Raw genomic sequence first — 16,962 nt, 5'->3', positions numbered from 1 at the left:
AAAAATCGAGATAGCACGGCAACCAAAAGACGCCGGGCGGCAACTCAACAGTGTCGACCAGCCCAAGGGCCCGGACCGACCGAGAACGTGCCGCCGTGCCGGTGGACCGGGAGCAGCCCCGGCACGGCGGTACCTCCAAGCGCCACCGCAACGAGCCGCAGCCCCTCACGCAACGCCGCAACGCCGCAACGCCGCGAGAGCCGCACGCCGTACGCACCCCCCCACGAGCCGCACGTCCCGTACGAGCCGCGCACCACCCCCGCACTCCCCGAACCCCCATATCGATGGAGGATCCGTGTCCGACCACCCTGACATGTCCGATAAGTCTCTGTTGTCCCGGCGTTCGTTCACCGCGGCCGCCGGCGGCGCCCTCGTCGCCCTCGGGGCCGGGCAAGCCCTCGCCAACGCCGCCGAAGCCCCCGCGGCGTCCGACGCCAAGCCGGCGGCCGCCGCCGCGGACGGCCCGTACACCCAGGCGTTCCTCACGCAGTACAACAAGATCAAGGACACCGCCAACGGCTACTTCAGCCCCGACGGCATCCCCTACCACTGCGTCGAGACGCTGATCGTCGAAGCCCCCGACCACGGTCACCAGACCACCTCCGAGGCCTTCAGCTTCTGGATCTGGCTCGAGGCGGCCTACGGCAGAGTCACCGGCAACTGGACCCCGTTCAACCGGGCCTGGGAGGTCGCCGAGGCCTCCATCATCCCGCCGCACATCGACCAGGCGACCAACAGCGGCTACAACCCGTCCTCCCCGGCCACCTACGCCCCGGAGCACCCGGAGATCTCCAGCTACCCCTCGCGGCTGGACTCCGGTGTGTCCGTCGGCGCCGACCCCATCGCCTCCGAACTTGCCTCGTCCTACGGGACGATGGACGTGTACGGCATGCACTGGCTGATGGACCTCGACAACGTCTACGGCTTCGGCAACAAGCCGGGCACGGGCGACGAGCTGGGCCCCGGCCGGATGGCGTCGTTCATCAACAGCTATCAGCGCGGCGCGTCGGAGTCCGTCTGGGAGACCATCCCGCAGCCCTGCACCGACAAGTTCCGCTACGGCGGCACCAACGGCTACCTCGACCTCTTCACCGGCGACGCCCAGTACGCCCAGCAGTGGAAGTACACCAACGCGCCCGACGCCGACGCCCGCGCCGTCCAGGCCGCCTACTGGGCGCTGACCTGGGCGACGGCACAGGGCAACGCGAGCGCCGTGTCCGCCTCCGTCGCCAAGGCCGCGAAGATGGGCGACTACCTGCGCTACTCGATGTTCGACAAGTACTTCAAGCGCGTCGGCAACTGCACCAGCCCCACCAGCTGCCCCGCCGGCACCGGCCGCGAGGCCCAGCACTACCTGCTCTCCTGGTACTACGCCTGGGGCGGCTCGCTCGGCTCCGGCGGCGCCTGGGCCTGGCGCATCGGCGACGGCGTCGCCCACCAGGGCTACCAGAACCCCCTCGCCGCCTGGGCGCTGTCCACCGTGCCCTCCCTCACGCCCAAGTCCCCGACCGCCAAGGGCGACTGGCAGAAGTCCCTCACCCGCCAGCTGGAGTTCCTGCGCTGGCTGCAGTCCACCGAGGGCGCCCTGGCCGGCGGCTGCTCCAACAGCTGGGACGGTGCGTACGCCACGCCGCCCGCCGGCAGCCCCACGTTCTACGGCATGGCCTACGACTGGCAGCCGGTCTACCACGACCCGCCGAGCAACAACTGGTTCGGCATGCAGGTCTGGTGCATGGAGCGGGTGGCGCAGTTCTACTACGCCTCCAACAACGCCCAGGCCAAGGCCATCCTCGACAAGTGGGTCCCGTGGGCCTCCTCCCAGACCACCGTCGGCGCCGACGGCAGCTACCGCATCCCCTCCACCCTCTCGTGGACCGGCCAGCCCGACACCTGGAACCCGACCACCCCCGGCTCCAACGCCGGCCTGCACTGCACCGTGGCCGAGTTCGGCGACGACGTCGGCGTGGGCGCGGCCCTGGTGATGACGCTCACCTACTACGCCGCCAAGTCCGGCAACGCCAACGCCGCGGGCCTGGCCAAGTCCCTCCTCGACGCGATGGCCGCGCACACCACCACCAAGGGCATCGCCGTCCCGGAGACCCGGCGCGACTACAACCGGATGGACGACGCGGTCTACTTCCCCCCGGGCTGGACCGGCACCTCCCCGCAGGGCGTGCGGCTCGGCTCCGGCACCACGTTCATGAGCATGCGGCCGTGGCTGCGCGAGGACCCCGACTGGCCCAAGGTGCAGACGTACCTGGACGGCGGCGCGCCGCCGGTCTTCACGTACCACCGCTTCTGGGCGCAGTCCTCGCTGGCGCTCGCCCTGGCCTCGTACGCGGAGCTCCTCGGTGACGAGGACGGCGGCGGCGGTCCCGACGACGACCTCGATCCGCCGACCGTCCCGACCAGCCTGCGGGTGACCGGCACGACCAGCACCAGCGTGTCCCTGTCGTGGACGGCGTCCACCGACAACGTCGGCGTGGCCGCCTACGACGTCTACCGCGACGGCATCCCCGTCGGCACCCCCACCGCGACCACCTACACGGACTCCGGCCTGACCGCCGCCACCCGCTACGCCTACTCCGTGCGTGCCCGGGACGCGTCCGGCAACGCCTCCGACCCGACCGCCGAGGTCCCCGCGACCACCCAGGAGGGCGGCGGCAACCCGACGGGCGGGGTGAAGGTCCAGTACAAGAGCAACGACTCCAACGCCACCGACAACTCCATCCGCCTGGCCCTGAAGGTCGCCAACACCGGCACCGGCGCGCTCAGCCTCTCCACGGTGACCGTGCGCTACTGGTTCACGACCGACGGCGGCACCTCGTACACCACCTGGTGCGACTGGGCGCAGCTCGGCAGCTCCAACGTCACCCACCGCGTGGTGAACATGCCCAGCGCCAGGACGGGCGCGGACCGCTACCTCGAGGTCGGCTTCACCGCCGGCGCCGCGAGCCTGAACGCGAACGCCGACACCGGTGAGATCCAGCTGCGGGTCCACAAGGCCGACTGGGCCAACTTCAACGAGGCCGACGACTACAGCCGCGGCACGAACACCTCGTTCGCCGACGCGACCAAGATCACCGCCTATGTCAACGGCCAGCTGGCCTGGGGGACCGAGCCGTCATGATCCAGCGCATCAGAAGGCTCGCGCGCGCCGGTGTCGCCGGCGCCGCGGCGGGGGTGCTCCTCGCGGGGGCGGCGCTGATCGCGGGCGCGGGGCCGGCGCAGGCCGCGACGGTCACCGACTGCACCCAGTGGGGCACCACCGACGTGCAGAACGGCGAGTACACGTACCAGCAGAACGAGTGGAACTCGGAGCTGCGCCAGTGCGTCAGCATCGACACCACCACCGGTGCCTGGACTCTGACGGAGGCGAACTTCTCCACCGCCACCAACGGGGCGCCCGCCACCTACCCGTCCAGCTACAAGGGCTGTCACTGGGGCGCGTGCACCAGTGACAGCGGGCTGCCGATCAAGGTGTCGGAGCTGGGCAGCGCCCGCTCCACGTACGACACCAAGCAGGTCGCCTCCGGTGCCTGGAACTCCTCGTACGACCTGTGGTTCAACTCCACCCCCACCACGGACGAGCAGCCCGACGGCACCGAGCTGATGATCTGGATCAACCACCGCGGCGGCGTCCAGCCCATCGGCCGCGTCACGGCCACCTTCACGTCCCAGGGCCGCACCTGGGACGTGTGGACCGGGCCCGGCGCGTCCGGATGGAAGGTCATCTCGTACGTGCTGCAGGGCGGCGCGACCGCGGTGAACGACCTGGACGTCAAGGCCCTCATCGACGACGCCACAGCGCGCGGCCAGATCAACCCCCAGCACTATCTGATCGACGCGGAGGCCGGCTTCGAGATCTGGCAGGGCGGCCAGGGCATGGGCGTCAACCAGTTCTCGTTCGAGGCCAGCACGGGCCCGGGCAACGGCGACGACACCACCCCGCCCACCGCCCCGGGCAACCTCCGCGTCACCGGCACCACGGCCTCCTCGGCGAGCCTCGCCTGGGACGCGGCGACGGACGACCGGGGCGTGACCGGGTACGACGTCTACCGCGGCGGCACCCTCGTCGGGTCCACGGCGGGGACGACGTACACCGACTCGGGCCTCACGGCGGACACCACGTACAGCTACACCGTACGGGCCCGCGACGCCGCCTCCAACCAGGGTCCGGCGGCCGGTCCGGTGACCGCCACGACCACCGGCGGCGGCGACCAGGACACCGAACCCCCCACCGCCCCGGGCAACCTCCGGGCGACCGGCAGCACGTCCTCGTCGGTGAGCCTCGCCTGGGACGCGGCCTCGGACAACAGGGGCGTCACGGGCTACGACGTCTACCGTGACGGCGTCCTGCAGGGCTCCACCGCGGGCCTGACGTACACCAGCTCCGGCCTCAGCCCGTCCACCGCGTACAGCTACACCGTGCGGGCGAAGGACGCGGCCGGGAACGTGGGTCCGCCCGCCGGACCGGTCACCGCCACGACCAGCGGCGGCGACCCCGGGAACGGCGCGCTGAAGGTGCAGTACAAGACCACCGACAGCAGTGCCACGGACAACGCGGTGCGGATGACGCTGCAGCTGGTCAACACCGGCAGCAGTGCGCAGTCCCTGAACGGTGTCGAGGTCCGGTACTGGTTCTCCGACTCCGCGTCCTCGTACACCACCTGGTGCGACTGGGCGCAGATGGGCTGCGGCAACCTCACGCAGTCGGTGGTGGCGAACGGCTCGACGGCCGGCGCCGACCACTACCTGAAGGTCACCCCCACGAGCGGAAGCCTCGCGGCCGGCGCCAACACCGGTGAGATCCAGCTGCGGCTGCACAAGGCCGACTGGTCGAACTTCAACGAGGCGGACGACTACAGCCACAGCACCAGCACCTCCTTCACGGACGCGCCGAAGATCGGCGTCTACGTCGGCGGCCAGCTGGTGTGGGGCACCGCGCCCTGACCCCCTCGAACTCCCGGTGGCGGGATCCGCCTTCCCGCTGCCCCCCGCCACCGGGCGCACGATCCCCCCGTCAGATCCGGAAGGAGCACCAGAGCCGCAATGAACACCACCAAGAGACTCCGCAGCCGCTTCAGGCTCGCGGCGTTGCTGCCGACGCTCGCCATGGGCGCCGCGCTCACCGTCGCGTTGCCGGCGCCCCAGGCGGCGGCCGCGCGTGTGGAGAACCCGTACGTGGGCGCCACGCCCTACGTCAACGAGGACTGGTCCGCCCGGGCGGCCGCCGAGCCCGGCGGCTCCGCGGTCGCGAACGAGCCCAGCTTCGTCTGGATGGACCGGATCGCGGCGATCGAGGGGACCTCCATCAGCCGCGGTCTGCGTGCCCACCTCGACGCCGCGCTCGCGCAGGGCGCCAACATGTTCCAGGTCGTCATCTACGACCTGCCCGGCCGTGACTGTGCCGCGCTGGCGTCCAACGGCGAGCTTCAGATCGCCGACCTCCAGCGCTACAAGACCGAGTACATCGACGAGATCGCCGGCATCCTCGACGACGCGGCGTACGCGAACCTGCGGATCGCCGCGCTGATCGAGCCCGACTCGCTGCCGAACATGGTGACGAACGCGGGCAGCCAGGCCGGGTCGACCCAGGCCTGCCGGGACGTCAAGGCCTCCGGGGTGTACGAGAAGGGCGTCGGGTACGCGCTGAACAAGCTCGGCGACATCCCGAACGTCTACAACTACATCGACGCGGGTCACCACGGCTGGCTGGGCTGGGACACCAACCTGGACCCGTCGGTCGACGAGTTCAAGGTCGCCGCGACCTCCGAGGGCGCGACGGTCAACGACGTTACCGGCTTCATCGTCAACACGGCCAACTACTCGGCGCTGCACGAGCCGTACTTCAAGGTCACCGACACGGTGGCCAACAACCCGGTGCGGTCATCGACGTGGATCGACTGGAACCAGTACATCGACGAGCTGTCCTTCGCCCAGGCCCTGCGTGACCGCCTGGTCAGCCGCGGCGGGTTCCCGTCCGGCATCGGCATGCTCATCGACACCGCCCGCAACGGCTGGGGCGGCCCGGACCGGCCCACCGGTCCTGGCCCCACGACCTCGGTCAACGCCTACGTCGACGGCAGCCGGATCGACCCCCGCTACCACGCCGGCAACTGGTGCAACCAGGTCGGTGCGGGGATCGGCGAGCGCCCGCAGGCCGCGCCCGAGCCGGGTATCGACGCCTACGTGTGGGCCAAGCCCCCGGGTGAGTCCGACGGGAACAGCCAGCCCGAGGACAACGACGAGGGCAAGGGCTTCGACCAGATGTGCGACCCGACCTATCCGGGCAACGACCGCAACGGTCACAACCCCACGGGTGCCATGCCGAACGCGCCGCTGGCCGGACACTGGTTCTCCGCGCAGTTCCAGATGCTCCTCGCCAACGCCTACCCGCCCCTGGACGGCGGCGGCCCCGTCGACGACGAGGCGCCCACCGTGCCGAGCGGCCTGCGGGTGACGGGCACCACCTCGTCGACCGTGTCGCTGGCCTGGACCGCCTCGACCGACAACACCGCGGTCACCGGCTACGACGTGTACCGCAACGGCGCCGTCGTCGGCACCGCGACCGGCACCACGTACACCGACAGCGGGCTGAACCCGACCACCGCCTACCAGTACCGGGTGCGGGCGAAGGACAGGGCCGGCAACGTGTCCGACCAGTCCTCGCAGGTGACCGGCACCACGACGGCCGGGCAGGGCGGCGAGGACCGCGACGCCCCGACCGTGCCGGCGGGTCTGCGGGTGACGGGCACCACCGCCTCGTCCGTGTCGCTGTCGTGGACGGCGTCCTCGGACAACGTCGGTGTCACCAGCTACGACGTCTACCGTGACGGTGTCATCGTCGGTTCGCCGACCGGCACCACGTACACCGACACCGGCCTCACCGCCACGACCACGTATCAGTACCAGGTGCGCGCCCGTGACCTGGCCGGCAACGCCTCCGCCACCACCTCGCAGGTCACCGGAACCACGACCAGCAGCGGCGGCGGCCCCTCCGGTGCGCTGAAGGTGCAGTACAAGACCAGCGACAGCAGTGCCACGGACAACGCGGTGCGGATGACGCTGCAGCTGGTCAACACCGGCAGCAGCGCGCAGTCCCTGAACGGTGTCGAGGTCCGCTACTGGTTCTCCGACTCCGCCTCGTCGTACACCACCTGGTGCGACTGGGCGCAGATGGGCTGCGGCAACCTCACGCAGTCGGTGGTGGCGAACGGCTCGACGGCCGGCGCCGACCACTACCTGAAGGTCACCCCCACGAGCGGAAGCCTCGCGGCCGGCGCCAACACCGGTGAGATCCAGCTGCGGCTGCACAAGGCCGACTGGTCGAACTTCAACGAGGCGGACGACTACAGCCACAGCACCAGCACCTCCTTCACGGACGCGCCGAAGATCGGCGTCTACGTCGGCGGCCAGCTGGTGTGGGGGACGGCGCCGTAAGGCGCGGCTCTCCCCGGTAAAGCTCCACCCCTCTGCGCGCCCCCGGTACGGAACGTTCTACGCGGTGACCCCCATGAGCCGCGTCCGAACCGGGGGCGCGCCCCTTTCCCCAGAGACCTTCCCCCACTCCCGAAGGCTGCCGAACTCATGGGACCTCTCGACAGAAGACGCTTCCTCGGCATCGCCGCCGCGACCGCCGCCGTCCCCGCCCTGACCCGCCTCCCGCAGGCGTACGCCGCCCCGGCGCCCGTCGCGGACGCGCCCGCGCCGACCGAGTCCCCCTGGCACAACGTGCGGATCGACGGCGGCGGCTTCGTGCCCGGGATCATCTTCAGCCAGACCCGCAAGGACCTGATCTACGCCCGTACGGACATCGGCGGCGCGTACCGCTGGGACGCGAACACCTCCTCCTGGACCCCCCTCCTCGACTGGGTGGGCGCCGACCGGTGGGGCTGGAACGGCGTGGTGTCCGTCGCGATCGACGAGTCCGCGCCGGACAAGGTGTACGCGGCCGTCGGCATGTACACCAACAGCTGGGACCCCGGCAACGGCGCCGTCCTGCGCTCCGGTGACCTGGGCGCCAACTGGCAGGCGGCGGAGCTGCCGTTCAAGCTGGGCGGCAACATGCCGGGCCGGGGGATGGGCGAGCGCCTCGCCGTCGACCCCAACGCGGGGAACGTGCTGTATCTGGGGGCGCCCAGCGGCAACGGGCTGTGGCGCTCGACGAACGGCGGGGTCTCCTGGGCGAAGGTCGCGAGCTTCCCCAACCCCGGCACGTACCGCTCCGACCCGAACGACTCGAGCGGCTACGGCTCCGACATCCAGGGCGTCGTCTGGGTGACGTTCGACCGTACGACGGGCAGCGCGGGCACCCCCAGCCGCACCATCTACGCGGGCGTCGCCGACCCGGCCAACACCGTCTACCGCTCCACCGACGCCGGCGCCACGTGGTCCCGGCTGGCGGGGCAGCCCACGGGGTACCTGGCGCACAAGGGCGTCCTCGACCACGTCAACCAGCGGCTCTATCTGGCGACCTCGGACACCGGCGGCCCGTACGACGGGGGCAAGGGCGACGTGTGGCGCTACGACGTCGCGGCCGCCTCGTGGACGCGGATCAGCCCCATCCCGTCGGAGAGCTCCGACGACTACTTCGGCTACTCGGGCCTCACGATCGACCGCACCAACCCCTCGACGATCATGGTCGCCACCCAGGTCTCCTGGTGGCCGGACGCGATCGTCTTCCGCTCGAAGGACGCCGGCGCCACCTGGACCCGGATCTGGGACTGGACCGGCTACCCCGCCCGCTCGTACCGCTACACGATGGACATCACGTCCGTCCCCTGGCTGTCCTTCGGCGCCAGCCCCGCGCCGCCCGAGGTGGCGCCCAAGCTCGGCTGGATGAACGAATCGCTGGAGATCGACCCGCACGACCCCGACCGCATGATGTACGGCACGGGCGCCACCATCTACGGCACCACCGACCTGCGGACATGGGACACCGGCGGGCAGATCACGATCCGGCCCGCGGTGAAGGGCCTGGAGGAGACGGCCGTCCTGGACCTGATCAGCCCGCCCACCGGGCCCGCCCTCTTCTCCGCGCTCGGCGACATCGGCGGCTTCGCCCATACGAGCCTCACGTCCGTGCCCGCGATGATGTACACGCAGCCCAACTACACCTCCACCACGTCGATGGACTTCGCGGAGCTGCAGCCGGCCGTGCTGGCGCGCGTCGGGAACATCGACAGGGAGGCCAACCCGCAGGTCAACCGGGCCGCGTTCTCCACCAACGGCGGCTCCAGCTGGTTCCAGGCGTCCGCCGAACCCGGCGGAGTCACCGGCGGCGGCACCATCGCCGTGGCCGCCGACGGGCAGGCGGCGGTGTGGAGCCCGCAGGGGGCCGCCGTGCAGCGGACCACGACGTACGGCAGCTCCTGGACGCCGGTCACCGGGCTGCCGCAGGGGGCGCTGGTCCGGGCGGACCGGGTCAGCCGGCAGCGGTTCTACGCGTACGCCGGCGGGAAGTTCTACGCGTCCACCGACGGCGGGGCGTCGTTCACCGCGACGGCCGCCACCGGGCTCCCGGCGCAGAAGGCCGCGTTCAAGCCCGTACCGGGGAAGGAGGGCGAGATCTTCCTGACGGGGGAGGGCGGCATGTGGCGCTCGCTGAACGGCGGCGCGTCCTTCACCGCCGTCGCCGGCGTCACCAAGGGCGTCAACCTCGGCTACGGCAAGGCCGCCCCCGAGGCCACCCAGCCGGCGATCTATCTGGCCGGCACGGTCAACGGCGTCGCGGGCGTGCACGCCTCCGACAACGCGGGGGCGACCTGGCGCCGGGTCAACGACGACAGGCACCAGTACGGCAACATGGGCGACGCCATCACCGGCGACCCGCGGGTCTACGGCCGGGTGTACCTCGGTACCAACGGCCGCGGCATCCTCTTCGCCGACGTCCCCGCCGACGGCCGCCCCACCGACGACGACATCGAGGACCCCACCGTCCCCACGGACCTGCGGCTCACCGCCGTCACGGCCGACTCGGCCACCCTGACCTGGACCGCGTCCACCGACGACACCGGGGTCACCGGCTACGACATCTACCGGGACGGCGCCCAGGTGGGGCAGTCCACGACGCCGGCGTTCACCGACACCGGCCTGGCGGCGTCGTCGTCCTACCAGTACCGGGTCCGCTCCCGCGACAGCGTCCCGCGCGTCTCCGAGCTCTCGGCGCCGATCACGGTCGTCACCGCGCCGGACACCCGGCCCACGGGCGCCCTGACGGTCCGCTACCGCAACGCGGACTCGAGCGCGACGGACAACGCGATCCGGATGAGCCTCCAGGTCGTCAACTCCGGCACCGGGCCGGTGGACCTGGCCGGCGTCACGCTCCGCTACTGGTTCGCCGAGCCGGGCTCCGCGACGTACCAGACGTTCTGCGACTGGGCGCAGCTCGGCAGCGCGAAGGTCACCCACCGGGTGGTCGCCGCGGCCTCCCCGAAGACCGGCGCCTCGCACTACCTCGAGGTCGGCTTCACCTCCGCGGCCGGCCCGCTGGCGGCGGGCGCCTCGACGGGGGAGATCCAGCTGCGGGTGCACAAGGGCGACTGGTCGGCGTTCGACGAGGCGGACGACTACAGCCGCGGCACGAACACCTCGTTCGCGGACGCCCCGAAGGTGGGCGCCTATCTGGGCGGGGCGCTGGTCTGGGGGACCGCGCCCTGATCGAAGGTCCGCCCCGGGGCCGCGCGTCCCCCGGGGCGGACCGGGTCAGCGCCGGCGCCTGAGGGTCCAGGGGAGCCGTTCGAGGTTCCACGCCTGCTCGGAGAGCGCGTCGCGGGCGTAGGGGTCGTCCGGGCCCAGGACGCGGATGTAGGCGTCGATGAACGCGTCGTACGCGTCGGCGGCCTCGCGGTGGCGGCCGCACATGCTCAGGTTCCAGGCCAGGTTGTGGTGGGCGCGCAGGGTCTCCCGGTGCTCGAGGCCGAGGACGCGGTCGGAGTCGCGGACGACGCCGGTCAGCTGGTCCGCGGCCTCGGCGTGGCCGCCGGACTTGCCGATGCACCAGGCCAGCCCGTGCCGGGCGTCCAGCATCTGCGGGTGGTCGGCGCCGATCGCCCGGATGCCGGCGTCCAGGACGACGCGGTAGTGGCGGGCGGCGCCCGTGTAGTCGCCGCTCTCGCTGAGGTTCCAGGCCAGGTCGTGGCGGGCCTTGCGGCAGTCCGGGTGGCCGGCGCCGAGCACCCGGGCGGCGTCCTGGACGACCTGCTCGAGCAGCAGTGCCGCGCGGGTGTGGTCGCCGGTCTTGCCTATGTTCCAGGCGCGGTTGTGGCGGGCGCGCAGCGAGTCCTGGTGGTCGGAGCCGAGGACGCGGATGTACGCGGACGAGAAGGCCTCGTACTCGGCGACGGCCTCCGCGTGGTAGCCGCAGTTGCCCAGGTTCCAGGCCAGGTTGTGGCGGGCCTTGAGGGCGTCCGGGTGGTCCGGTCCGTGCACCCGGGCCAGATCCTTCACGGCCTGGGTCAGCAGGGGTACGGCCTGCGCGTGCTGCCCGGTGTTGCCCAGGCTCCAGGCGTGGTTGTGGCGGGCGCCGACCGTCTCCGGGTGGTCGGTGCCGCGGATCGCCGCGCTGCGGCGGGCGAGTTCGGCGTACCGGGTGGCGGCCTCGTCCCAGTTCTCCGCCCCCGTCGCCGCGGCGGCCTCGGCGGCGAGCCGGGTCAGGTCCCCGGTGCCGGGCGGTTCGGTGGCCGGGGGCGGTTCCGTGCGGGTCTGCTGCCGGGTGGTCGGGCCGGCGGACTGCGACAGGACGCGGCGCAGCCGGTCGCGGACCTCGGCGGCGGTGGACGGGCGCTCCCCGGGGGTCTTCGCGAGGAGTTCGGCGACCAGCGCGTCCAGGGCCGGGGGGATGCCCGCGCGGTGGGAGCTGGGCGGGTCGGGGACTTCCTGGACGTGTGCGTACACGACCTGGGCGAAGTTCGCGCTGCCGAACGGGGGCTGACCGGTGAGCAGTTCGTACAGGACGCAGCCCAGCGAGTACAGGTCCCCGCGGCCGTCGCCCGCCTTGCCCGCCAGCCGCTCGGGCGGCATATAGGCGGGAGTGCCGATGACACGGCTGGCGAGGGTGGCCGCCGAGACGTAGCGGGCGATGCCGAAGTCGAGGATCTTCACGGATCCCGTCGACGTCAGCATGAGGTTGTCCGGCTTCAGATCGCGGTGCACCACGCCGGCCTCATGGGTCGCGGCGAGCGCGTCGGCGGCCAGCGCCGTCCACTCCACGGCCTGTTCGACCGTCAGGGGCTGGTCCTGGCGCAGCACGGAGCGCAGATCGCGGCCGGTGACCAGCTCCATCACCAGGAACACCGAGTTGTCCTCCGCGCGCCCCAGGTCGTAGACCGTCACCACACCCGGATGGGTCAGGGCGCCGGCGGTGCGGGCCTCGCGGAAGAACAGCTCCTGCGTCTCCTCCGACGCCGCGTGCTCGTGGATGATCTTCACCGCGACCCGCCGCTCCAGCAGCCGGTCCTGGGCGGCCCAGACCTCCCCCATCCCGCCCCGCCCCAGCATCCGCTCGAGTTGGTAACGCCCCGACAGCACCCGCCCCAGCACAGAACACCCCTCACGACCCGCGTCGGTCAACAGCCGGAGCCACCAGCATGGCGGATCCCGACCCGCCGCGAGCCGTGATCGGCGACGAGATCAGGCCAGGTCCCCCAGCAGCTTCGGCAGCGCCGTGCCGATCGGCTCCCGGATGACCTCGGCGGCCAGTACGTCGTACGGGGTGGGCTCGGCGTTGACGATCGTCAGCCGGGCGCCGTGCTCGGCGGCGAACATCGCGAGACCGGCGGCGGGCTCGACCTGAAGACTGGTCCCGACGGCGATGAACATCTGGCACGCCTTGGTGATCGCGACGGCCTCCCCCAGCACCATCGGGTCCAGCTGCTCACCGAACATCACGGTGGCCGTCTTGAGGATCCCCCCGCAGTTCGGACAGTCGGGATCGGCCTCCCCGGCGTCGATCCGCGCGAGCGCGTCCGCCATGGAACCGCGGGCGTGGCACGTCGTGCACACGACGGCGCGGGCGGTGCCGTGCAGTTCGATCACCTTGCGCGCGGGCATCCCGGCGAGCTGATGCAGCCCGTCGACGTTCTGCGTGATGACCCGCACCGGCACCCCGGACCGCTCCAGCTCGGCGATCGCCCGGTGCGCGGCGTTCGGCTCGGCGTGCAGCGTCTGGTTCTCCCGCCGCATCAGCCACGACCGCCGCCGGATCTCCGGATCCCGCATGTAGTAGTCGTACGTCACCAGCTTCTCGGCGTCGGGATCCCGCCGCCACAGCCCGTTGGGGCCGCGGTAGTCGGGGATACCGGAGTCGGTGGAGATCCCCGCTCCACTGAGGATGGCGACGAGAGGCTTGTCCATGCCGCCGAGGGTAGGCCCGCCGCCCGGCGGGGGCGAGCGGATATCGTCATCCTCCCAGCCGCTCGAGCAGCGCCTGTGCCCGGCGGTGGTCCGGTTCCAGGGAGACGCACTTGGTCAGGGCCTCGCGGGCCTCCGTCGGGCGGTCCTCGGTGGCCAGCGTCACCGCACGGGCGTAGAGGCGGGCGGCCAGGAGGGTGCGGACGCGGGTGTCGGACGGGTCGTGGAGGAGGGCGCAGCCCAGCCAGCGCTCCGCCGCGTGGGGGTCGACGCCGTCCGCGTTGGCCGCGTCGATGTGGACGGCGAGCATTTCTTCGAACACGTCGGGGTCCAGGGGGCGCAGCTCCCAGGCCAGGTGGGACGTCTTCACCGCCGCGTCGAACTGGCGCCGGTCCAGCAGCCGCCGGGCCTCGGCGAGTTGCGGCGGCGGTACGGACGGTGCCGGGCGCAGCTCCGGCAGCGCGGGGGCCGGCAGCGTGACGGTGGGGTCCGCCGGAGCCTCGGCGAACGGGGCCGGCGGCGCGTCCAGGCCCGACGCGTACGCCAGGGCGCCGCGCGCCGGCAGCTCCGGCGTCCCGTCGGTGAGCCGGTCGTGGCCGGCGGCGAACACCTCCCGCAGCCCCGCCGCCGCCGTGCAGCCGCCCGTCAGCAGGACGGTGTCGACGTCGCCCGCCGTCACCCCGGCGCGGTCCAGGACCTCCGCGGTGAGCCGGCGGACGGCCGGCGCGTAGTGGGCGTACAGCGCCTCGACGTGCTCCCGGTCCAGCAGCACCCCCCGCCCGCGCCGCGGGTCGAGGTACACCGGGACGGGGCGCGGTGACGTACCCAGCCGCTCGCGTGCCGACGCCACCTGTGCCCGGAGCGTCAGCCAGTCACCCTCCGAGAGGGCGGACGGCCGTACGAACCCGGTGAGCGCGTACAGCAGATGCAGGTCGAACAGCGATCCGCTCGGCACCGTCACGCCCTCGTGCGCCAGCGTCCGGCAGCTGTCCCGCACCCGGCGGACGACCGCCGTCTCGTAGCCCCCGTACCCCAGACAGTGCACGAGATACGTCCGCGCCCGCCCGCCCCCCTCCCGCCCCAGCACGGCGGCCACCGCGTCGCTCAGCAGCCGCGGCGCCGGCAGCCCCGCCCCCGCCGCCGCCTCCCGCAGCGCACCCCGGGCGGCGGACCCGAAGCGGAAGGGCACGGACACCACCAGCGAACCGACCCTCCCCCCGGTGTCCTCCTCCACCATCCGCCGCACCCGCGCCAGCGCCCCGGCGACCTCCGTCACCGCCGCGGGGGAGCGCCCCAGCCGCTCCTTCGCCGTCCAGAACGCCACCGGCAGCGGCCCGCCCGCCACCGTCTCGCAGCGCGGCCACGACCAGTGCTCCTCCGCGAGCCGCCCGTCGCGCACCGAACCGTCGTCCGCCGTCCACGCGACGCGCAGCCCCGTGCTGCCCAGGTCCAGCCCGACGTCCGCCATCAGCCCTCGTACCGCGGCAGGTACTCCTCCGAGACCTCCAGCAGCCCGTCGCGGTTCAGGTCGTCGCCCCCCGGCACACTCCGCTGCACGAACACCCGCGCCACCAGAGCCTTCAGCAGCCGCGCCTGCTCCGCCGCCTGCTCGGTGTTGCCGCCGCGGTACGACCGCTGCACGCTGGCGACCGCCGCGTTGATGTCCCGCGCCAGCTGCGGCGGCGCCCCGTCCGCCGCCCGCTCCGCCAGCAGGAACTGGGAGGCGATGCCCGAGCTGTACATGTCCTGCCGCAGCAGCGCGATCATCCGCCGGCACTCCGGGGTGTCACCGAAGTTCAGCACGTGCTGCGCCTGGTCGATGTCCCGGCGGATCTTCATCGTCTGATGCTCCTGCACGAACTCCCCGTAGGAGTCGAGGAACCGGTGCGCGTCGGAGATGGTGTACGTCAGCTGCTCGCGCACCGTCGCGGCGTCGTCCTCCTTCTCCTGGTCCGGCGGCGGAGTGCGCCGGGTGTCGGTGCGCAGAGTGGTCTCCTTGGCCATGTCCGTGCCCGGCACGGAGATGAGCACGGTGACGATCCGGTCGGAGTCGTAGTTGAACGTCACGTCCACCCGGCTGGCGGCGCCGATGTCCTGCGGCAGCTCGAACTCGATGACCCCCTGCTCGTTGTTGCGGCTGGCCACCGGGTTGTCGCCCTCGTACACCGGCACCCGGATCCGCCGCCCGTCGGTGGCGTTGAACGACTTGCGGCGCGGCTCGGCCAGCGGATACGGCGTGCCGCGGGGGATGATCGGGACGAAGATGTCCCGCTGGGTGCCCTTCACCGCGCCGATGCCCAGCGCCATCCCCGTGACCTCGTAGATCACCGGCGCCTGCAGCGGCTGCGCGCCGGCGAGGGAGGCGTCGCACGACTCGCAGACGGCGGCGGTGTCCTCGTTGGACTTGCCGCACTGCGGGCACTCCACGCCCTGCATCGTCCCCGCGAGCAGCCCGGCGCCGAGCGCCACGCACTCCATGGGGTTGATGTCGCGGCGGACCTTCCCGGCGCCGAAGAAGCTCTCCACCGTCTGGTAGACGAGCGGGGTGAGCGTGGAACCGCCGACCAGCAGGACGTCGGTGATGTCGTCGCGCTCGAGGGACTGCCGGTTCAGCGCCTCCTTCACCAGCCGCATGGTGCGGTCCACCAGCTCGCGGACCATCGCGTTGAACTCGTCGCGGGTGAGCGTCATCTCCACGTCGACCAGCGGCCCGCCGTCGTCCGGGCGGAACGCCGCCGGGATGATGATGTCCGCCTCCTGAACCTGGCTGAGCTGCCGCTTCGCGGACTCGGCCGCGGCCTTGGCCAGGTAGCGGAACTGCCGGTCGCCGGACGGGTCCACCCCGCACTCGGCCTTCACCCACTCGACGATCCGCTCCACGATCGCCAGATCGAAGTCGTCGCCGCCCAGCCAGCTGTCCCCGTGGAAGTCCAGCACCTGGAACTGGCCGTGGCCCTGCGTGCCCTTGACCATGTTGAGGATCGAGATGTCGAACGTGCCGCCGCCCAGGTCGTACACCAGGATCCGGCGCCGCTCCTGCCCGGCGTCCATGCCGAACGCGATGGCCGCCGCCGTCGGCTCGTCGATGATTTTCTTTACGATCAGCCCGGCCTGGTGCCCGGCGTCCCGGGTGGCGGCGCGCTGCGAGTCGTGGAAGTACGCCGGGACGGTGATCACGGCGTGGGTGACCTCGTCGCCGACGAAGCGGGAGGCGTCCTGCTTCAGCTTCTTGAGGATGAGGCCGGACACCTCGGCCGGCCGGTAGCGACGGTCGGAGAGCATGACGTGGGCGCGCGGGTCCTCGTCCGGTCCGGCGACGATCGGGTACGCGAGCCGGTCGCGGGCCTCGACGACCGCCGGGTCGGCGTAGTCCCGGCCCATCAGGCGCTTGACGGAGACGATGGTGTTCTGCGGCTGCCGGCCCGCGTAGTTGACCGCCGTACGGCCGACGAGCAGGGACTCCTTCCCGTCGCGCGAGCGCATGGCGACGACGGACGGGGTGAGGACCTCCCCCTCGCCGTTGGTGAGGACGGTCGCGGCCGAGCGTCCCTCGTCGTAGCGCGAGATGACGCTGTTGGTGGTGCCGAGGTCGATGCCGATGGCCTTCAC

General features: G+C 72.1%; 8 protein-coding genes. 4 read left to right on the top strand and 4 right to left on the bottom strand.

Going from position 1 to position 16,962, the window contains the following annotated elements; all coding sequences use genetic code 11:
• Positions 1-313: 313 nt before the first annotated feature.
• The 4 genes from SRB5_RS13715 to SRB5_RS13700 all read left to right on the top strand — a co-directional run bounded on the left by SRB5_RS13715 (position 314) and on the right by SRB5_RS13700 (position 10,662).
• A complete protein-coding gene (locus SRB5_RS13715; RefSeq protein ID WP_153452207.1) occupies positions 314-3,130 on the top strand; it encodes a glycoside hydrolase family 48 protein in 2,817 nt (938 codons plus the stop codon).
• Positions 3,127-4,953 carry a GH12 family glycosyl hydrolase domain-containing protein gene (locus SRB5_RS36445; RefSeq protein ID WP_228390023.1) on the top strand — a complete coding sequence of 609 codons (1,827 nt, stop codon included), beginning with the start codon at positions 3,127-3,129 and terminating at the stop codon, positions 4,951-4,953. Before SRB5_RS13715 ends, SRB5_RS36445 begins: the two co-directional genes overlap by 4 nt.
• Positions 4,954-5,115: 162 nt before the next feature.
• Positions 5,116-7,443, top strand: coding sequence for a glycoside hydrolase family 6 protein (locus SRB5_RS13705; protein ID WP_153452253.1), 2,328 nt, complete (start codon positions 5,116-5,118; stop codon positions 7,441-7,443).
• 147 nt (positions 7,444-7,590) lie between these two features.
• The gene (locus tag SRB5_RS13700; protein ID WP_153452206.1) at positions 7,591-10,662 is read left to right on the top strand and encodes a cellulose binding domain-containing protein; all 3,072 of its coding nucleotides are present in this window, start codon (positions 7,591-7,593) and stop codon (positions 10,660-10,662) included.
• 45 nt (positions 10,663-10,707) lie between these two features.
• Here the strand turns inward: SRB5_RS13700 and SRB5_RS13695 are convergent, their stop codons facing one another.
• The 4 genes from SRB5_RS13695 to SRB5_RS13680 all read right to left on the bottom strand — a co-directional run bounded on the left by SRB5_RS13695 (position 10,708) and on the right by SRB5_RS13680 (position 16,962).
• Entirely contained in the window at positions 10,708-12,543 is a 1,836-nt protein-coding gene (locus tag SRB5_RS13695) for a serine/threonine-protein kinase (protein ID WP_153452205.1), read from the bottom strand.
• Positions 12,544-12,633: 90 nt separating this feature from the next.
• Positions 12,634-13,356, bottom strand: a complete 723-nt coding sequence (locus tag SRB5_RS13690) for an SIR2 family NAD-dependent protein deacylase (protein WP_153452204.1) — start codon at positions 13,354-13,356, stop codon at positions 12,634-12,636.
• A 46-nt stretch (positions 13,357-13,402) separates the two neighbouring features.
• Entirely contained in the window at positions 13,403-14,821 is a 1,419-nt protein-coding gene (locus SRB5_RS13685) for an Hsp70 family protein (RefSeq protein WP_153452203.1), read from the bottom strand.
• A complete protein-coding gene (locus SRB5_RS13680) occupies positions 14,821-16,962 on the bottom strand; it encodes an Hsp70 family protein (protein WP_153452202.1) in 2,142 nt (713 codons plus the stop codon). Before SRB5_RS13680 ends, SRB5_RS13685 begins: the two co-directional genes overlap by 1 nt.

Origin of the sequence: Streptomyces smaragdinus (genome assembly GCF_009604385.1) — a bacterium.
Classification (GTDB): Bacteria; Actinomycetota; Actinomycetes; order Streptomycetales; family Streptomycetaceae; genus Streptomyces; species Streptomyces smaragdinus.
This window is presented reverse-complemented; position numbering and strand designations above follow the sequence as displayed.